We start from the raw sequence: 17,369 nt of genomic DNA on the forward strand, positions 1-17,369 counted from the left end.
TACGTCGGCCAACCTGCCGCCGCCCCTCCCTGCTGTACCCCACCTCGCAACGGAGACCGCCCGCCATGTCGATCACGCTGGAACAGACCACCGGCGCCAGCCTGCTCACCCCCGACGACGAGGAGCTGGCGATCACGCTGACCCTCCGCTACACCTCGGCCGACCCCCTGGCAGTCCACCTCCTCTTCCCCGCGTGGATCTCGCTCGACGGCGAGGAACTGACCTGGACCTTCGCCCGCAGCCTCCTGGAGGAGGGCATGGGCAGCCCGGCGGGCGTGGGGAACGTACACGTCCGCCCGTACGACCCGACGCGCACGGCGGTGGAGTTCCGCGCCCCGGAGGGCGTGGCGATCGTCCTCTTCGACACGAAGACGCTGCACCGCTTCCTGCTCCGCACGTACACGATCACGGAGCCGGGCGGCGAGCCGCTGGAACCGGTCGTCGACGAGGGGCTGGCCGCTCTGCTGGGCGGCGTGTGAGACCGAAGGCGTGCCTGGCTATTTGTCCTTCTTCGGCCGCTTGTCCTCGGTCTTCATCTTGTCGTTGACCTGCTTGGCCAGCTCGTCGTCGAGCTTCTTGAACTCCCGGACGACGGCGTCCGACATCTTCGACAGCGCGTCGAGCTGCTGCGTGATGTCCTCGCGGCCGTCCTCCCAGTTGGACTCGAAGTCGTCGAGGGCGTCGTTGACGCTGCCGTCGCCGATGTCGTCCTTGTACTGCTCGAAGAGCTTCTTGGTGTGGTTGAGGCGGGTCTTGATCGACCGCAGCCGGCGCCCGTAGTCCTCGAGCTCGCTCAGCGGGAGCGAGAGGTCACTCTTGCCGTTCTGTCCCATAGCCGCGTCCCCCGGTGCCGATCTGGATCTCGTAGTCTGACGTGCACGGTACAACGCAACGGTTGCAGCGAGCGATCGAGCAAACGGAGAAGTACGCAGAACGGGGAAGGTCGACGTCATGGCCCGCTACATGGAGGCGCTCACGGTCGAGCGCGGGGGTTTCCGGATCAAGGTCCCCGAGTCGTGGTGGGAGTTCGACGTGCGCCCGGAATCCCGGGACGACTCGATCCGCCGCATGGTGAACGAGCGCATAGCCCAGCGCCCGGAACTGTCCCAGTACAAGGACGTGTACATGGACTTCCTTCGCAAGGCCGCCGCCGACGCCTGGAAGTCGGGCGCCCTGTACTGCGGCTGCATGGCGGAGAACTTCGGCGGCGACACCCCGATCACGGGATCGGTGACGGTGTCGATGGTCGGCGGCCGCAACGAACGCGGCGAGCCCCTCTCCACCGACCCGTCCGTCATCGCGAGCCAACTCGCCGTGAAGGAGGGGAAGAAGGAGGGCGACTCCTGGCGCAAGGTGACGACGGTGGACATCCCGGGCGTCGGCCCGGCGGCCCGCACCTACGGCATCGAGGACATCGCCGTACCCGGCGACGCCCTGAACCGCACGATCCGGGCGGTCCTGATGCAGACGTACATCCCCGTACCCGGCCAGGAGGGCAAGGTCGCCCTGGTGGGCGGCAGCAGCCAGGTCCTGGACCTCGCGGACTCCTTCTTCGACATCTTCGACGCGATCACGTCGACGTTCCGGTTCACCGGCTGACAGCCGTGGACTTGGGGGTGCACGTGATAGATCTGGCTGAACTGCGCATGTGGTACGACCGCTTGCTGGTGGAGCTGGAAGGGACGCGCTTCGAGGTGACCTGGCAGCCACCGGTCCCGAACCGCCCCAAACAGAGCGCGTGCCTCGGCCTGGACGGCCCGGACCGCCTCGGCGCGTTGATCGTCTGGGACAGCGGGGAGGCGCAGCTCCAGCTGGCGGACGCAGCGAGCGGCGAAGTGAGCGATGAGACGCTCGAGTTGACCGATGGAAGGCAACTGGCTCGGTCCGTTGCCAGGATGAAGGCCTGGGTGGTGGCTGGGGAAAGCACGGGCAGTGAGGAATCGGCATGACGTCGAGGTGGGACTGGGAAACCGGCAAAGGCCTGCTCGGCATGGACGACCCCGCCGAGGTCGACGCCGCGCTCGACCGCAACGACGACCACCTGGGCGCCGCGGTGATCGGCCTGGCCCTCAACTGCCCGCCGGAGGTGGTGTCTCCGCGGATCATCCGCGCCCTGGAGCTGCTGCCCGGCAGGGGCCGAGACTTCCCCTTCACGGCGATCGCCCACCTGGCCCGCCTCGACGGCCGCCTGACTCCGGAGCTGTACGACGCCCTGCGCGCCGAGGGCCTGGGCAGCGCCGCCGACCATGCGATCGACGACACGCTGACGTTCGTACCGTTCCGGGACCTGCCGCTGTGGCTGAAGCGGCGGTGGGTGTACGTGACCGTCCGGGAGACGCTGCTGAGATGGTGGCTGCTGCCGTTGGAGACGGTCGGTGAAGCGTGGCGCGCTATGCGCGAACGCCGTCGGACCTGATGACATGCTGTTTGTCGCGTCGAACGACCGTTCCCTGTAGGTTCGCGTGTGCACATAGCTGTTGAACGTGATGCACGCGTGACGGGGGTTGCGGTATGGCGGGGCATCGGCCCACGGACTGGCATGTCCTGGATCTGGAGAAGGATCCGACGCCGGGTGATCCGGACCGGATCAAGCTGCTGGCCAAGACGCTTCACGATTTCGCCGACGATGTCTCGGATGCCCTGCGCCTGGTCAACGGCATGGCGGGTGAGGACACGCTGCTGGAGTGGGCGGGTAAGTCGGCGGAGGTCTTCAAGGACGAGTTCGGGGATGTCCCGAAGAACCTCAAGAAGCTGAAGAAGTCGTACGAGTTGTGCGGCGACGCTCTCACGGACTTCTGGCCGAAGCTGGAGCGGGCGCAGGCGTTGGCGGACCGGGCGCTGGCCAAGGGCCGTGAGGCGCAGAGCGATCTCTCCTCCGCCAACTCCCGTCTCACCTCGGCTGATTCGTGGGTGACCCGGGCGAACAAGGAAGCCGACAAGTACAAGGACGATCCCACCGGCAGCAAGTCGGGCGGTGACGAGCCGGACGAGTCGAAGGTCCGTGCCGCCACCCGTGATGCCCAGCATGCCAAGTCCGCCCAAACCAGCGCCCAGTCGGACGTCGACAGCGCGCAGGGTGCGCTGGCGGCGGCGAAGAAGATGGCCGAGGACGCGCGCAAGATGCGCGAGGAGGCCGCGCACACCGCGAAGTCGAAGATCGACGAGGCCTCCGATGCCGGCATCCAGAACCGGTCGTGGTGGGAGGAGGTTGGCGACTGGTTCACGGACAACTGGGACAACATCGTCGCCGTCTGCAAGATCGTCGTAGCCGTCGTCGGTGTGATCGCGATGATCATCGGCGGGCCGATCCTCGGTGCGATCGTGCTGATCGCGGCCCTCGTCGTCCTCGCCGACACGCTTTACAAATATTCCAAGGGCCAGGCATCCCTGTGGGACGTAGGCCTGGCCGCCCTCGACTGCATACCCGGCATGAAGGGCCTCACCACCCTCGGCGGCCTCGCCAAGGGCCTGAAGATGCTCGGCAAGGGTGGCCTCAAGGCCATGGCCAAGGGGCTGGGGAAGAAGGGCCTGCGCAAGGAGGCCGACGAAGCCGCCGCGCACAGCAAGCCCCCGAAGGGCCGATGCAAGAACGGCGACCCGATCGACATGATCTCCGGCGAGATGCTGATGCAGGAGACCGACGTCGACCTGCCAGGCCTGCTCCCGACCGTCCTGCGTCGCACACACCTGTCGACTTACCCGTACGGCCGTTCCTTCGGGCAGTCTTGGGCCTCGACCCTGGACGAGCGTCTCGAACTGGACGACGAGGGCGCCGTCTTCGCCACCGAGGACGGCATGCTCCTCTTCTACCCGGTGCCCACGCCGGGCACCTCGGTCCTGCCGCTGGAGGGCCCGCGCCTCCTGCTGGACTGGGACGGCGCCCCTGGCACCCCCGTGCGGGTCACCGATCCGGGCAGCGGCATCACCCGCCACTTCGCCCCGCGCCGACGCCCCACGGCCGCAGACGACGTCTTCGCCCTCCCCCTCGCCGCGATCACCGACCGCAACGGCTTCCGCATCGACTTCGACCGTGACGACGACGGCACACCGGTCGCCGTACGGGACTCGGCGGGCCGTCATGTGTACGTCGACACCCACAACGGACGTGTCACCGCACTCCGCCTCCACAACCCGGAGGACGGCCCCGACGGCACGACGCTCAGGCGCTTCGGCTACGACTCCGACGGCAACCTGACCGAGATCCACAACTCCAGCGGGCTGCCCCGGAAGCTCACCTACGACGCTCGCGGACGCATCACGTCGTGGACCGACCGCAACGCTTACTCCTACCGCTTCACGTACGACGCCCTGGACCGCTGCATCGGCGGTACGGGGGCGGACGGCAGCCTCGCCTCCTCGATCACGTACGACACCGAGAGCCGCGAGACGCGCTACACCGACGCGCTCGGCCATACGACGACGTACCACTACAACGAACTCCTCCAGCTCACCGCCGAGACCGACCCCCTCGGCCACCGCACGTACACCGAGTGGGACCGCTACGGGCGGATGCTCTCCCGCACCGACGAGCTGGGCCGTACGACCCGTTTCACGCTCGGAGCGCACGGCGAGCCGGTGCGCATGGACCGACCCGACGGCACCAGCATCGAAGTGGAGTACGACGCCGACGCCCAGCCCGTCGCCGTCACGCAGCCCGACAGGTCGCGCTGGGAATGCGCCTACGACGACCGGGGCAACCTGCTCACCAGCACCGATCCTCTGGGCGCGGTGACCTCGTACGCGTACGACGAACGCGGGCACCGGATCGCGCACACCGACGCGCTCGGCAACACGTTCCGGTACGACACCGACGGGACCGGGATGCCGGTGCGGATCGTCGATCCGCGCGGCAGCGTCGTGACCGTGCAACGGGACGTGTACGGCCGTGTCGTACGCATCGACGACCCCGTCGGCGGCACCGTCCGCCAGAGCTGGAACCCCGAAGGCCTGCTGCTGTGGCGCGAACGCGCGGACGGCGGCCGGGAGTCCTGGTCCTACGACGTGGAGGGCAACCTCACCGAACACCGCGAGCCGGGCGGGTCGGCCACCGTTTTCGAGTACGGCGCGTTCGACCTGCCCAGCGCCCGCACGGACCCGGACGGTACCCGCTACGTCTTCACCCACGACGCCGAACTGCGGCTCACCGCCGTGACCAACCCGCAGGGTGGTCAGTGGAGTTACGACTACGACGCCGCGGGCAACCTGCTCGCCGAGACGGACTTCGACGGCCGCCGACTGACCTACGCCTACGACCCGACCGGCCGCGCGATCGAACGCGGGAACGGCGCCGGTCAGACAGTGCTGCTCACCCGCGACATCGCCGGCCGGGTCGTGACGGCGCGCACCGACAGCGGCGCGGTCACCGAGCTGCGCTACGACGTGTCCGGACGGCTGACCGAGGCCGTGAACGCCGACAGCCGTGTCGCCTACGCGTATGACGCGGCAGGCAGGATCGTCGCCGAGTCCGTGGACGGCCGGACCGTCACCAGCGCCTACGACCTGCTGGGGCGGCGCATCCGCCGGACCACGCCCTCGGGCGCGGTGTCGCAGTGGTCGTACGACTCCGTGGGCCTGCCCTCCTCGCTCGTCACCGCGGCCGGTGAACTCACCTTCGCCTACGACGCGGCCGGCCGGGAGACCACCCGGGGTCTGGGCGCGGCCGCCACCCTCACCCAGTCCTGGGACTCCGGCCACCGCCTGGTGGAGCAGATCGTTCAGGCGGCGACGGCCACCCGGGGTGGCAGCCAGCAGGGCGCTCCCACGGTCCGCCAGGCCCGCACCTACGCCTACCGCGCCGATGGTCACCTGACCGCGATCACCGACCGCCTCTCCGGCACCCGCCGTTTCGACCTTGACCCCGTGGGCCGCGTCACCCGGGTTTCGGCGGACACCTGGACCGAGTCCTACGCCTACGACGCGCTCGGCAACCTCACCGCCGCCGAGCACCCGGCGCCGGGCAGCCAGGACGCCCAGGGCCCGGCGCTCCACTCCGGTACCAAGGTCACCTCGGCGGGCCGCACCTCGTACGAGCACGACGCCCAGGGGCGGGTGACCAGGGTGATCCGGCGCACGCTGTCCGGACTGCGGCGCGTCTGGACCTACGTCTGGGACGCGGACGACCACCTCATCGAGGCCGCGACGCCGGACCACGGCGTATGGCGCTACCGCTACGACGTGCTGGGCCGCCGCACGTCCAAGGCTCGGGTGCACGAGGACGGTTCCGTTACCGACGAGACCCTCTTCACCTGGGACGCCGGCAACCTCGCGGAGCAGCAGACGCTGCGGGACGGGATGGCGGAGGCGGATACCTGGGACTGGGAGCCGGGCACGCACCGGGCGGCGGCGCAGGTACGCAGCAGGTGGCAGACGGCGGATCCGACCTCGGTCGACCGGCAGTTCTACGCGATCGTCACCGACCTGGTCGGCACGCCCAGCGAACTGATCGGTGAGGACGGGGAGATCGCCTGGCGGTCGACGACGAGCCTGTGGGGACGCCCGCTGTCCGGCGGCACCGACGGAGGCCTGTGCCCGCTGGCCTTCCCGGGCCAGTACCGCGACCCGGAGACGGGCCTGCACTACAACCTGTCCCGCTACTACGACCCGGACACCGCGAGCTACCTCTCACCGGACCCCCTGGGCCTGGAGCCCGCCCCGAACCACCACGCGTACGTCGACAACCCGCTGCGCTGGAGCGACCCGCTCGGCCTGGAGGGCGACGAGCCGGTCCGTATCTACGACGACTCGACATACGACAAGCACGGTTCGAGCTCCTCTTCGTCGGCCAAGGGTGAGATCGGCCGCGCTCCCACGAACGGCCAGGCCGCGCTGGATCGGTCCATCACACGCGGCGACTCCGCCACCGCGGACGACTTCCGACGCGTCGGCGTGGACCACGTCAACAACGAGATCGTGGTGCTCGACCGGCATGACTACGTCACCGACAAGAACGGCAAGATCGTCAAGGAGATCTACCATGGCCACGTCCAGGCCTCGTACCCGTCCAGCGCCGTCAAGGAAAACGTCCTGGCCAAGATGGTGAGGCTCAAGATGATCAACAACAAGAAGAAGCAGAAGGTGCTCCCGCCTCCGTGCGACGGGTGAGGAACGAAAGAAGGAAGACGACCAGTCATGCCGTCCGAGTGGAACTGGGAAAGCGGCGAGGGTCTGCTGGGTCTCGACGACCCCGCGGACTGGGACGCGGCCTACGAGCGCGGTGAGCAGCACCTCGGTACGGCGGCGATCGGACTGGCCTTCAACTGCTCCCTGGAAGAGGCTTCGTCCCGCATCATCAAGGCGATGGGGTTGCCGGACCGCGGTCAGCGAGGTTTCGCCTACACCGCGGCCGGCACGGCGGCCCGGCTCAATGGTGCGCTGACACCGGAGCTGTACGCCGCGCTACGTGCGGAGGGGCATCGTGGGATCGCCGGGAACGCCATCGACGACACCTTGGATTACGTGCCGTTCCGGCAACTGCCTCTGTGGTTCAAGTGGCGGAAGGTCGCGTCAAAGGTGTGGGACAAACTGGAGACCTGGCGGTTGACCGTGACGTATGCGGCCGAGGACGCGTGGAAGTTTGTACGCGGTCGTCGTGAGAAGTGACTTCGCGTACCGATTTCAGGGCCCTCTCGGCGGACTCGCCGCGGATCTGGTGGCTGAGTGTGATCCGCCGGACTCCGAAGCCGGATTTTCGCTGCAGATCGACCGAAGAGTGCACCTGGCGCTCCCCAAGGGCATCAACTGGCGAGATGCGGCTTGGCTTTCCTTCGGCCTTGCCGCCCACGCGCCCGACCTGATGAACCTCAAGCCCGGGGGCATGATCGTCAGGGTTGTGTCCTTCACCTTCCCGCTGGCCGATTTCCGATCGGAAGTGGCCGCGTTGGCAATGGACGGCTGGCTTCGGCGGGAGTTCGATCTCCCTGATCGAGGATTCGGCGTCTCCTTGGGAGAGGGAGGCGGGAATTACAGCTTTCGCTGGGGAGGCATTGAATCCCCCTTCTCGGACGATTCCTGAGGAGGCGAGACGTGACCGAAGGTCACCGCTGCGTTTTGACGGCTTCGATGAAGGCGGTGAAGGTGGTGAGCGGGAAGGAGAGGGTGGCCCGGGTCGGGGCCTTGGAGCCGCGGATGGCTATGTGGGTGTGACGGTCAACCACTTCCACACAGGCGTTGCCCTCGCCTCCGCCGGAGTAGGACGACTTTCGCCAGATGCCGGGGGTGTCCATGGAATGCCTCACAGCTCCCTCGTCAACCGGTGGATCAAGTCGCGGGAACGGTAGGCCTTCTGCTCCTTCTTCGAGAAGGTCGGCACGAGGTGTACGTCGCCTTGTCCATGGCGTAGACCTGCCCGGCCTCGACCGTGCCGAGGAGGTCCTTGTCCAACGCCGCGTTCGCCTTGTTGTGACCTTCTCGTAGTTGTCGACCACCGCGGCGGCGGCCTTCGCGGTCAGTACGCCCTGGGGCGCGGCGGCGCTCGCGGACGCGTCACCGTTCGCGCCGTCGGCGTCCGAGGCGCCGTCGCATGCGGTGAGGGTGGCCAGGGTGACCGCGGTGGCCATGCCGAGCGCGGGTTTGATCAGGCGGAGGGCGCGGGGGCATCGTCGGGGTTCTTGTCTCCTCAGCGGGCGGGGCACGGTCGGTTTCTCCCAGGTCAGCGGTTGATCGCCTGGATCTCCTGGACGTTCATGTCCTGCGTCGTCTCGAAGGTGCCGTCCGGGAGGTCGCCTCCCGTGCCGCCCGATCCCTCCCACGTGATCTGCCAGGTCACGGACGCGGAGAGGTGGTAGGGCGTGCCGTTCGTGGCCTTCAGGTAGCGGATGCCGCAGGGCGGGGTCTTGTCGGCGTCGCCCGCGGAGTACGGCGTGCCGATCGAGCCGTCCGCGTTGATTTCGCAGTCCCCGGAGGCGGGGAAGGTCTGGGCGTCCTCCGTGCCGGGGTTCAGGTGCAGGGCGACCGGCTTGGCCGTCGTCTCTGCCCACAGCCCCGTGTTGGGGAGTTCGGCGCGGACCTTGACCTCCTGGAACGTGCCCTTGTCCAGCCAGACCCAAGTCGGCAGGTTCACCGTGGACTTGGTGGCCGGCTTCAGTTCGATCTCCGTGTCGGGGACCGTGACCTTGTCGTAGGCGTAGGCCGCCAGCGTCTCGGGAGTCGGCGCGTGGGCGATCTTCGGGATCTGGCCCGCGGGCTGCCAGAACATGATGCGGGTGCAGTCCCAGGAGTCCGGGTCGGAGATGTCCGGGGCGACGCTGCGCCAGAAGTACCCGTCCTGGCCGAGGTTGTAGTTCTTGTAGCCCTCGACCGTCTTCCCGTCCTCGAAGTAGTTGATCGTGGACTTCTCGTCCCGGTAGTAGTCCGTCCAGAGTTCCTTGCCGGCCCAGTACTCGTGGATGCCGACGTCCCCGACTCCGGTGTTCTCCGAGAAGTCCTTCAGCATCGCGGGCGTGAAGACCGGTTCGTACCAGCACGCCGGTGGCTTCCAGTTGACGTCCGCGGAGGATACGGCGCCGCGCTTGCCGCCCTTGGGGCCGCTGACCTGGGTGACCTTGATACGGGACTGACCGGCGGAGGCCAGCAGGGTCTTGCCGTGGGCGCTGCCCTCAGTGGTGTCGTGACCGCCGGGCACGGGCTTGGCGGCGTACGCGGCACCCGCACCCCAGACAAGGACCCCCGCGGCGAGCGCCAGAACCGCCGAGCCTGCTCGCCGCACTGAGGTCACCCCGCGCATTCCGTGGCCTTCTCCTTCACGGTGATCTGCTGCGCGCGCCACACCTGCGAACCCTTCGGGAAAGCCATGAGGAGGTCGAACTTGAGGAAGTCGTTGGAGCTTCCCTCGGTCTTCAGGACCTTTCCGCTCTTCACTTCCTTGCCATAGACCTTGGACTGGTCCTCGCAGAAGGCCACACGTACGAGCTTCACCGACTTCGACTCGCCGGCCGCGGTGGTCTCCGCCCGGAAGTAGCGGTCCTTACCGGTGAGCGTCCAGCCGCCCTTCACGTACTCCTTGATCTGCGTGTTCGCGTACCTGGCCGCGTCCCCGGCGGAGTAGTACTGATAGGCGGGGTCGGAGGGGTCCTGCTCCGTGATGCCGTGGCTGAGCGCACGGATGTAGTTCTCCGCGTCGACAAGCGCTGCGGCGTTGTCCGCGTTCGAGGGCTTCTCGAACTCGAAGACCAGCTCCAGGTCCTTCGGGAGACTCACATCCGGTCTGTCCGCCGCGGGCGACGCCGCCGCGGAAGCCGAAGCTGACGGGCTCCCCGCCCCCGTGTCCGCCCCCTTGATGTCATCCGACGACGAGTCGTCACCCCCGCCACACGCGGAAAGCAGAAGCGCCGCCGACATGGCGAACGCGGCGGCGGTGACGGGCAGGGTGCGGCGGGACACGATGGATCTCCCCCGAGGTTCGGCGTGTGCAGGCATGTGTGCAATAGAGAACGAAGCTATCAGGGGCGGGTGATGCACCTTTGACAGGCAACGGGGGAATGTGTGGGGAACGTGAGAGTGTCGCGTGGCGGTTGCGAACACCGCACATGAGCCTCGGTGGAAAACAGGGCAACTCCGGCCTCTCCGACAGGTCGTGAGGAAGTGAGCCGGCGGAGAGAGGGCGAGGTTATCCACAGGCCTGCCCGCTCTTCGACGCCGTACATAAGATCTCTGTACGCTCAGTGCACTTCCGTACTCCCTCGTAACTCACCCGTATCCACCCCCTCCTCACACGACCCAGGACACCCGCCATGCCACGACGCCGCAGCTCAAGCTCGTCAAGCTCGACGGGAAGCACCACCACCTCGGCCACGCCACGCAACCGCACCCCGCAACCCGTGCGGATCCGGCGGCGTACGTTCGGGGATTTCGTCAAGGCGTTCTTCGCGTTCGTCGCGCTCGCCGTCCTGGTCGTCGGAGTCCCGGGTGCGCTCGCCATCACGGTCGGGTGGCCGTTGCCGAGCGGGATGCCGAAGGTGGAGTGGCTTCAGCAGCCGATCACCACCGGCACCTTCCTCCACATCCTCACCGTCATCGTCTGGCTCGCCTGGGCGCAGTTCACCGCCTGTGTGCTCGTGGAGATAAAGGCCGCCGTCTCGGGAGTCGGGGTACCGGGACGCGTCCCGGGCGCCGGGCCCAGTCAGATCCTCGCCCGGCAGCTCGTGGCCGCGCTGCTCCTCGTCGGCGCCACGGCCGCCAGCCTCACGCCGGGGCTGTCGCAGATCGGGCAGCACAGTCTCGACGGGAACCAGCGCGGTACCGTCGCCGCCGCCCAGCAGACCCCCGGCCTCTTCGCCCAGCAGCAGGAGCAGGCGGCCTCCACCGCCGCCGCCCTCGCCGAGCAGGCCTCCCAGGCCGCCGCCCACGCGGACGCGCAAGGCGGCAGCACCGCCAAGAGCGACGACACGAAGTTCTATCGGATCCAGCCCCCCGAGGGGCGGCACCACGACTCCCTCTGGGAGATCGCCGAGCGCCACCTCGGCGACGGCCGCCGGTACAAGGAGATCTTCGAGCTCAACAAGGACCGCGTGCAGCCCGACGGCTCCAAGCTGTCCGAGGCCAGCCTCATCCGCCCGGGCTGGATCATGGAGATGCCGGGCGACGCGCGCGGCGGCGACCTCGTCGAGATGCCGGAGGCCGCCGGTGGCTCCGCCGCCCAGCAGCAGATCCACGACTACGGCAAGACCGGCGACCACGCTCAAGGCGACCACGCCCAAGGCGGAGGCCACCGAGGCGGCGCCTCCCACGTCTCCCTCCCCGAACAGCGCCCCGCCCCCGACCAGCAGCCCAGCCACCAGCACCAGCCTGCGCAGCACGCCACCGCCGCCACCGAGGAATCCTCCTTCGGCCTGCCCCAAGCCCTCATCGGCGCCCCCCTCCTCGCCGCCGGCCTCCTCGGCGCCCTCGGCCGGCGTCGCCGTCAGGCCCTGTGGCAGTCGGCGTTCGGTGCCGTCGGCGGGCGGCGCGGTATGGAGCCGCCCACGCCGACCGGGGACGCGGCCGACGCGCAGGACGCCCTTCTCGTGGGCGCCGACCCCGAAGGCGTACGCCTGCTCGACCGCTCCCTGCGCGGACTCGCCGCGTCCCTCGGTGCCGAGTCCCGCCCGCTGCCCACCGCGTACGCGGCCTGGCTGAGCGGCAACGGCGACCTGCATCTGCAGCTCGCCCAGCCGTCCGGGAACCCGCCCGCGCCCTGGCAGCTCGGCCAGGACCAGACGTTCTGGATGCTCGCCCGCACCGACGCCGAGCGCTACGAGGACACCGACGCCGCCGCCCCGTACCCGGGCCTCGTCAGCCTCGGCACCATGGACGACTCCCGGCTGCTGCTGAACCTGGAGTCCGTGCCCGGCCTCGTCTCCCTCTCCGGCAGCGAGGCCGACCGTGCCGCCGTCTTCGCCTCCGTCGCCGCCGAACTCGCGACGAACGGCTGGTCGGACCGCATGACCATCACCCTCGTCGGCTTCGGCGAGGACCTCACGCCGCTCGCACCCAACCGGCTCCGCCACCTCGAGAGCATCGACGATCTGATCGAGACGATGGACGCCGAGACCCGGCAGCGGCGCAGCGCACTCGGTGCCGCCGGGCACGACTCCGTCCTCACCGGGCGCACCGGGCCCGCCCAGCACACCCGTTGGGCCCCGCACCTCGTCCTCCTCGCCGCCGAGCCCTCCGCCGACGACGCGATGAAGCTCGCCGAACTCGCCGCCGACGCCAGCCGGCTCGGCATCGGCTACCTCGTGGGCACCGAGAGCGGCGATCTGCCCGGCGCCGCCTGGGAGATGGAGGTCACCGGCGAGGGCAAGCTGCTCGCCCCGCTGCTCGGCCTCGAACTGGAAGCCCAGCTGCTGCCCGTGCCGTTGCAGCGCGCGGTCGTCGAGCTGTTCGTCGAGTCCGACCCGGAGCGCGATCCGCAGGGGCCGGTCACCGCGCCGCCGTTCCTCGTCGACATCAGCGAGCAGGGCCGGCCGGCCGTCTACGCGCGCCTCGTGGGGCCGTACGAGATCATCGGCCTCGACACCCCGGACGGCGACCGGAGCGCCCTCCTCCACGAGGCGCTCGCCCTGCTGCTCCTGCACCGCGAGGGCGTCCACCCGCGCGTGCTGTCCTCGGCGCTGTGGCCGCGCGGTGTCACCGACGACGTCCGCGAGGCCCTGCTCGACCGGCTGCGCGCCTGGCTCGGCACCGACCCCGACGGCAGCCCGCGGCTCCGCACCGACGCGACCGGGCGGCTCACCCTCGCCAAGTCCGTCGTCTCCGACCTCGATGTGCTGCGCTCGCTCTACCACGAGGCCACGCAGGGGCGCGGCGTCGACAGCCGGGTCGTGCGCGGCCGGTTGCTCACCGACGCGCTCGTGCTGGTGCGCGGTCCGCTCCTGGCCGACCGGCCCGAGGGGCGCTACGGCTGGCTCACCCACGAGATCATCGACGCCCAACTCCCGCTGCTGGTCGCGGACATCGGCCTCGCGCTCTCCGAGTTCCACCTGGTCAAGGACCGCGCGGAGAAGGCCATCGAGGCGCTGAACGCGGCCCTCAACTCGGCGCCCGGCGACGAGCGCCTGTGGCACGAGCTGCTCCGCGCCACCCACTCCACCGGCGACACCGCCCGTCTCCAGGCCCTCGCCGCGGACCTCATCTCCCGCAGCGGCGCCCGCGGGCTGCCGCCGCGCACCGAAGCGCTGCTCGACGAGCTGCTGCCGACGTGGCGAGATGGCGTCGCGGCCGTGGGATGAGCACGTTCGGGATGCACACGTTCGGGCTGAGCACGTTCGGGATGGTCACGTTCGGGATGAGCGCGTTCGGGACGAGCACGTCGTTCCTCGTGATCGCCGCCGCGCTCTGGGGCGCGGCGGCGGGCGCGCTGCTGCCGAGAGCCGCCTACCGGTTCTCGGCACCCGCGGGGGAGCCGTGGCGGGAGGCCTGTCCGGACGGCGGGCATCCGGTACGGGGGTGGCTCGGCCGCGGCCGATGCGTCCTCTGCCCCCAGTCCTACGGCCCCTCCGCCCCCCTCCTCTCCCTCGTCACCGCGCTCGTCTGCGCCGCCCTCGCCGCCGCCACCGGTACCCGGCCCGAGATCGGCGTCTGGCTGCTGCTGGCGCCGGTCGGCGTGCTGCTCGCGGTCGTCGACCTGAAGGTGCAGCGGCTGCCCGACCCCCTGACCCTGCCCTTCGCCGCGGCCGCGCTCGCCCTGCTCGGCGCGCTCTCCTTCGTCCCCGAGCACACCGGCGACTGGCTCCACGCCCTCTACGGCTCCCTGGCCCTCGGCGGCGGCTACTTCGTGCTGTTCCTCATCAACCCGGCCGGCATGGGCTTCGGCGACGTGAAGCTGGCGCTCGGGACAGGGGCGGTGCTCGGCTGGTACGGCTGGGCGACGGTCATGCTGGGGACGTTCGCCGGGTTCCTGCTGGGGGCGCTGTACGGGGGCGCGCTGATCGTCGTACGGAAAGCGGGGCGGAAGACGGCGATTCCGTTCGGCCCGTTCCTGATCATGGGGGCGTTCCTGGGCGTGCTGATCGGGGCGTACGCGGCCTGACGTCGGTGCGGAAGACGGCCTGGCGTAGGCTGGCCGGGTCCGTGCACACGGATGCTTCTGTCCACAACCCTTGACGAAAGGGACGCTCCGGTGACCGAGAAGGCCGACCTTCAGTCCGTCCTCGACCGCGCCGCCGCCGGTGGGCGGATCACCCCTGAAGAGGCGCTCGACCTCTACCGCGACGCCCCGCTGCACGCGCTGGGCGCCGCCGCCGACGCGGCACGCCGCCGGCGGTACGCGGGCACGGAGCACATCGCGACGTACATCATCGAGCGGAACATCAACTACACGAACGTGTGCGTCACGGCGTGCAAGTTCTGCGCCTTCTACGCGCCGCCGAAGGACACGAAGAACGGCTGGACGCGCGACCTGGACGACATCCTGCGGCGCTGTGCCGAGACCGTCGAGCTCGGTGGCACGCAGATCATGTTCCAGGGCGGGCACCACCCGGACTACGGCGTGGAGTACTACGAGAAGCACTTCGCCGCGATCAAGGAGGCGTTCCCGCAGCTCGTCATCCACAGCCTGGGGGCGAGCGAGGTCGAGCACATGGCCCGCATCTCCAAGGTGAGTGTGGAGGAGGCGATCCAGCGGATCCACGCCGCCGGTCTCGACTCCTTCGCCGGTGCCGGTGCGGAGCTGCTGCCCGAGCGGCCGCGCAAGGCCATCGCGCCGCTGAAGGAGTCCGGCGAGCGCTGGCTGGAGATCATGGAGACCGCCCACCGGCTGGGCGTCGAGTCCACCTCCACCATGCTCATGGGCACCGGCGAGACGAACGCCGAGCGCATCGAGCACCTGCGGATGATCCGTGACGTACAGGACCGGACGGGGGGCTTCCGCGCCTTCATCCCGTACCTCTACCAGCCGATGAACAACCACCTCAAGGGCCGCACCCAGGCCACGATCTTCGAGTACCTGCGGATGATCGCGGTCGCCCGGCTCTTCATGGACAACATCGCCCACATCCAGGGCTCCTGGCTCACCACCGGTCAGGACGCGGGCCAGCTGACGCTGCACTACGGCGCGGACGACCTCGGCTCGGTGATGCTGGAGGAGAACGTCGTCTCGGCGGCCGGTGCCAAGCACCGCTCCAACCTCCAGGAAATGATCGACATGATCCGCACGGCGGGCCGCACCCCGGCCCAGCGCTCCACGACGTACGAGCACCTCGTCGTCCACGACGACCCGGCGAACGACCCGGTGGACGCGCGCGTGATGTCCCACATCTCCTCGACCGCGATCGAGGGCGGCACGGCTCACCCCGAGCTGAAGATCCTCGCGTCCAACTAGTGCGCACGCTGCATGCCGCCGACGAGGTGCGGCACACGTGGACGGGTGAGCCCATCAAGGACGGCGCCGTAGTGGTGGAGCAGAACCGGGTCGCCGCCGTGGGCACGCTGGCCGAACTGCGCGAGCGGTTCCCGGACGCCCGGGTGCGGATGTGGCCGGGCGTTCTGGGCCCGGCCCGTATCCACGAGGGCCCGCTTCCCGACGCCCCGAGCCCGCGCGAACGCATCCACGCCGTGCTGAAGTCGGGTGCGGTGGCGGTCCTGGAGGAGTACGCCGATACGCCCGAACTCCGGGCGGCGGCCGAGCGGAACGACGTGGTCGTGCTGCCGCGGATGCAGTGGACGTTGATCCGGCTGACCGGCCGCGCCGACCTGGCCGTGTTCGCCGAGGACGGCGAGTGCATCGCGACGGTCTGTTCCGGCCGACTCGTACACAGACGCCGCTAACCCGCCAACGCCTCCCCGAACGCCCCCGAACTCTGCTCCACCCCACTGCAGTTGACCAGCGCATCCTCGTCCCCCGTGCACTCCTGGTCCCGGAACGTCGCCCACATCGACACCCACCCCACCCCCTTCTCCTCCGCGAACTCCCGCAGTTGAGCGGCATCGGACAGCGTGAACGTCTCCCCGTCCACGTCATTCGTGCCGATCATCGACGTGAGCGCCATGCCACCCCACGCGGTCGCGGCGGACGTACCGAAGACGTCCCGCAACTGCGTGTGCGCCGCCTTCGCCGCGGTGATCGCGTAGTCGCCCATGTCCCCGTCGTACGACTCCGCGTAGTTCATGGTCATGAGATTGACCGTCGAGACCTGCACCCCACTGTTGTTGGCGGACTCCAGCAACGCGAGGGCGTCAGCGTCGAGCCCCGCCGGCATCACGGGCAGCGTGAAGGCCACGGTCACCTCGCTGCGCTCCTCCTGGAGCAGCGCGATCGCCTCCGACCGCAGCTCCACCGACGCGGAGTCGGCGAGCGTGTCGCCCTCGATGTCGAAGTCGGCCTGGGTGGAGCCGGCCGCGTCGAGGGCGGCGCCGTACGCCTCCGCCAGCTCCTCCGCGCTGTCGCAGACCTCCGCCAGCTCCGGACCGGACGCCCCGCCGAAGGAGACACGGACGCTCGCCCCGTCCTCCTTGAGCGCCGAGATCCGGGACACGGCGGCCGAGTTGCCGATCGCCGTCGTGCCGTTCCACTTCGGGGTGCAGCTGCTGCCGTCCGAGATCACGAAGGCCAGGTTGTACGTCGTCGGCGCCCCCGCCGAGTCGTTGTCGGAGGCCTCGGTGGCGCTGACGTAGGGGGCGTACGAGGTGACGGACGACGTCTGCGAGGGTGCCGCGGAGCTCTTCGCCGGCGCCGGGTCGGCCGCCGCGTCGGTGTCCGCCGAACACCCCGCCGTGGACAGGGCGAACAGGCAAGCGAGCCCCGCCGCCGGCCTCAGGAAACGCCGCATCGTGCATGCACCCGCTCTCGTGATGTCCGTGAAGGGGAAATGTCTCACACGCGGCTGAGTTTCATGAGGAAAGCTGCAAACTCTCAGAGAAGAGACAGGACAAGGCGTTTCTCATACGCGTCTCAC

General features: G+C 69.4%; 16 protein-coding genes. 11 read left to right on the forward strand and 5 right to left on the reverse strand.

The features are described from left to right. Positions 1-65: 65 nt before the first annotated feature. The gene (locus ACFUO4_RS19150; protein WP_079306649.1) at positions 66-479 is read left to right on the forward strand and encodes an SsgA family sporulation/cell division regulator; all 414 of its coding nucleotides are present in this window, start codon (positions 66-68) and stop codon (positions 477-479) included. A gap of 18 nt (positions 480-497) precedes the next feature. Here ACFUO4_RS19150 and ACFUO4_RS19155 read toward each other — a convergent pair whose 3' ends face one another. Continuing rightward, positions 498-833, reverse strand: a complete 336-nt coding sequence (locus ACFUO4_RS19155) for a hypothetical protein (RefSeq protein ID WP_079306647.1) — start codon at positions 831-833, stop codon at positions 498-500. A gap of 118 nt (positions 834-951) precedes the next feature. Here ACFUO4_RS19155 and ACFUO4_RS19160 point away from each other — a divergent pair, with 118 nt between their 5' ends. The 6 genes from ACFUO4_RS19160 to ACFUO4_RS19185 all read left to right on the forward strand — a co-directional run bounded on the left by ACFUO4_RS19160 (position 952) and on the right by ACFUO4_RS19185 (position 8,011). Next, positions 952-1,599 carry a hypothetical protein gene (locus ACFUO4_RS19160; protein WP_383486140.1) on the forward strand — a complete coding sequence of 216 codons (648 nt, stop codon included), beginning with the start codon at positions 952-954 and terminating at the stop codon, positions 1,597-1,599. Positions 1,600-1,616: 17 nt separating this feature from the next. Further along, positions 1,617-1,949: a hypothetical protein gene (locus ACFUO4_RS19165; RefSeq protein ID WP_383486143.1), complete on the forward strand. Its 333-nt coding sequence runs from the start codon at positions 1,617-1,619 to the stop codon at positions 1,947-1,949. After that, positions 1,946-2,416, forward strand: coding sequence for a hypothetical protein (locus tag ACFUO4_RS19170; RefSeq protein ID WP_383486146.1), 471 nt, complete (start codon positions 1,946-1,948; stop codon positions 2,414-2,416). The genes ACFUO4_RS19165 and ACFUO4_RS19170 overlap by 4 nt, the downstream gene beginning before the upstream one ends. A 95-nt stretch (positions 2,417-2,511) precedes the next feature. Continuing rightward, entirely contained in the window at positions 2,512-7,101 is a 4,590-nt protein-coding gene (locus tag ACFUO4_RS19175; RefSeq protein WP_383486149.1) for a DUF6531 domain-containing protein, read from the forward strand. A 27-nt stretch (positions 7,102-7,128) separates the two neighbouring features. Further along, on the forward strand, positions 7,129-7,599 hold the full coding sequence (locus ACFUO4_RS19180; protein ID WP_383486152.1) for a hypothetical protein: 471 nt from the start codon (positions 7,129-7,131) through the stop codon (positions 7,597-7,599). Beyond that, positions 7,589-8,011 carry a hypothetical protein gene (locus tag ACFUO4_RS19185; RefSeq protein ID WP_383486155.1) on the forward strand — a complete coding sequence of 141 codons (423 nt, stop codon included), beginning with the start codon at positions 7,589-7,591 and terminating at the stop codon, positions 8,009-8,011. The genes ACFUO4_RS19180 and ACFUO4_RS19185 overlap by 11 nt, the downstream gene beginning before the upstream one ends. A 22-nt stretch (positions 8,012-8,033) precedes the next feature. Here ACFUO4_RS19185 and ACFUO4_RS19190 read toward each other — a convergent pair whose 3' ends face one another. From ACFUO4_RS19190 to ACFUO4_RS19200, 3 genes are all read right to left on the reverse strand, one after another. Continuing rightward, a complete protein-coding gene (locus ACFUO4_RS19190; RefSeq protein ID WP_383486158.1) occupies positions 8,034-8,222 on the reverse strand; it encodes a DUF397 domain-containing protein in 189 nt (62 codons plus the stop codon). 425 nt (positions 8,223-8,647) lie between these two features. Continuing rightward, a complete protein-coding gene (locus tag ACFUO4_RS19195; protein WP_383487844.1) occupies positions 8,648-9,712 on the reverse strand; it encodes a hypothetical protein in 1,065 nt (354 codons plus the stop codon). Then, complete coding sequence (locus ACFUO4_RS19200) at positions 9,709-10,194, reverse strand: hypothetical protein (protein WP_383486161.1); 486 nt, start codon at positions 10,192-10,194, stop codon at positions 9,709-9,711. Before ACFUO4_RS19200 ends, ACFUO4_RS19195 begins: the two co-directional genes overlap by 4 nt. 533 nt (positions 10,195-10,727) lie before the next feature. Between ACFUO4_RS19200 and ACFUO4_RS19205 the strand changes: the two genes are divergently transcribed. The 4 genes from ACFUO4_RS19205 (at position 10,728) to ACFUO4_RS19220 (ending at position 16,242) form a co-directional block, all read left to right on the forward strand. Then, entirely contained in the window at positions 10,728-13,706 is a 2,979-nt protein-coding gene (locus tag ACFUO4_RS19205) for a BTAD domain-containing putative transcriptional regulator (RefSeq protein WP_383486164.1), read from the forward strand. A 56-nt stretch (positions 13,707-13,762) separates the two neighbouring features. Further along, positions 13,763-14,506, forward strand: coding sequence for a prepilin peptidase (locus ACFUO4_RS19210; RefSeq protein WP_383487847.1), 744 nt, complete (start codon positions 13,763-13,765; stop codon positions 14,504-14,506). 90 nt (positions 14,507-14,596) lie between these two features. Continuing rightward, complete coding sequence (gene mqnC, locus ACFUO4_RS19215; protein ID WP_383486167.1) at positions 14,597-15,796, forward strand: cyclic dehypoxanthinyl futalosine synthase; 1,200 nt, start codon at positions 14,597-14,599, stop codon at positions 15,794-15,796. After that, the gene (locus ACFUO4_RS19220; RefSeq protein ID WP_079306627.1) at positions 15,796-16,242 is read left to right on the forward strand and encodes a hypothetical protein; all 447 of its coding nucleotides are present in this window, start codon (positions 15,796-15,798) and stop codon (positions 16,240-16,242) included. Before mqnC ends, ACFUO4_RS19220 begins: the two co-directional genes overlap by 1 nt. Here the strand turns inward: ACFUO4_RS19220 and ACFUO4_RS19225 are convergent. After that, positions 16,239-17,243: a chitinase gene (locus ACFUO4_RS19225; RefSeq protein WP_383486171.1), complete on the reverse strand. Its 1,005-nt coding sequence runs from the start codon at positions 17,241-17,243 to the stop codon at positions 16,239-16,241. The genes ACFUO4_RS19220 and ACFUO4_RS19225 overlap by 4 nt on opposite strands. Positions 17,244-17,369: the final 126 nt, after the last annotated feature.

The sequence above is a fragment of the Streptomyces sp. NPDC057280 genome (assembly GCF_042668605.1).
Taxonomy (GTDB): Bacteria; Actinomycetota; Actinomycetes; order Streptomycetales; family Streptomycetaceae; genus Streptomyces.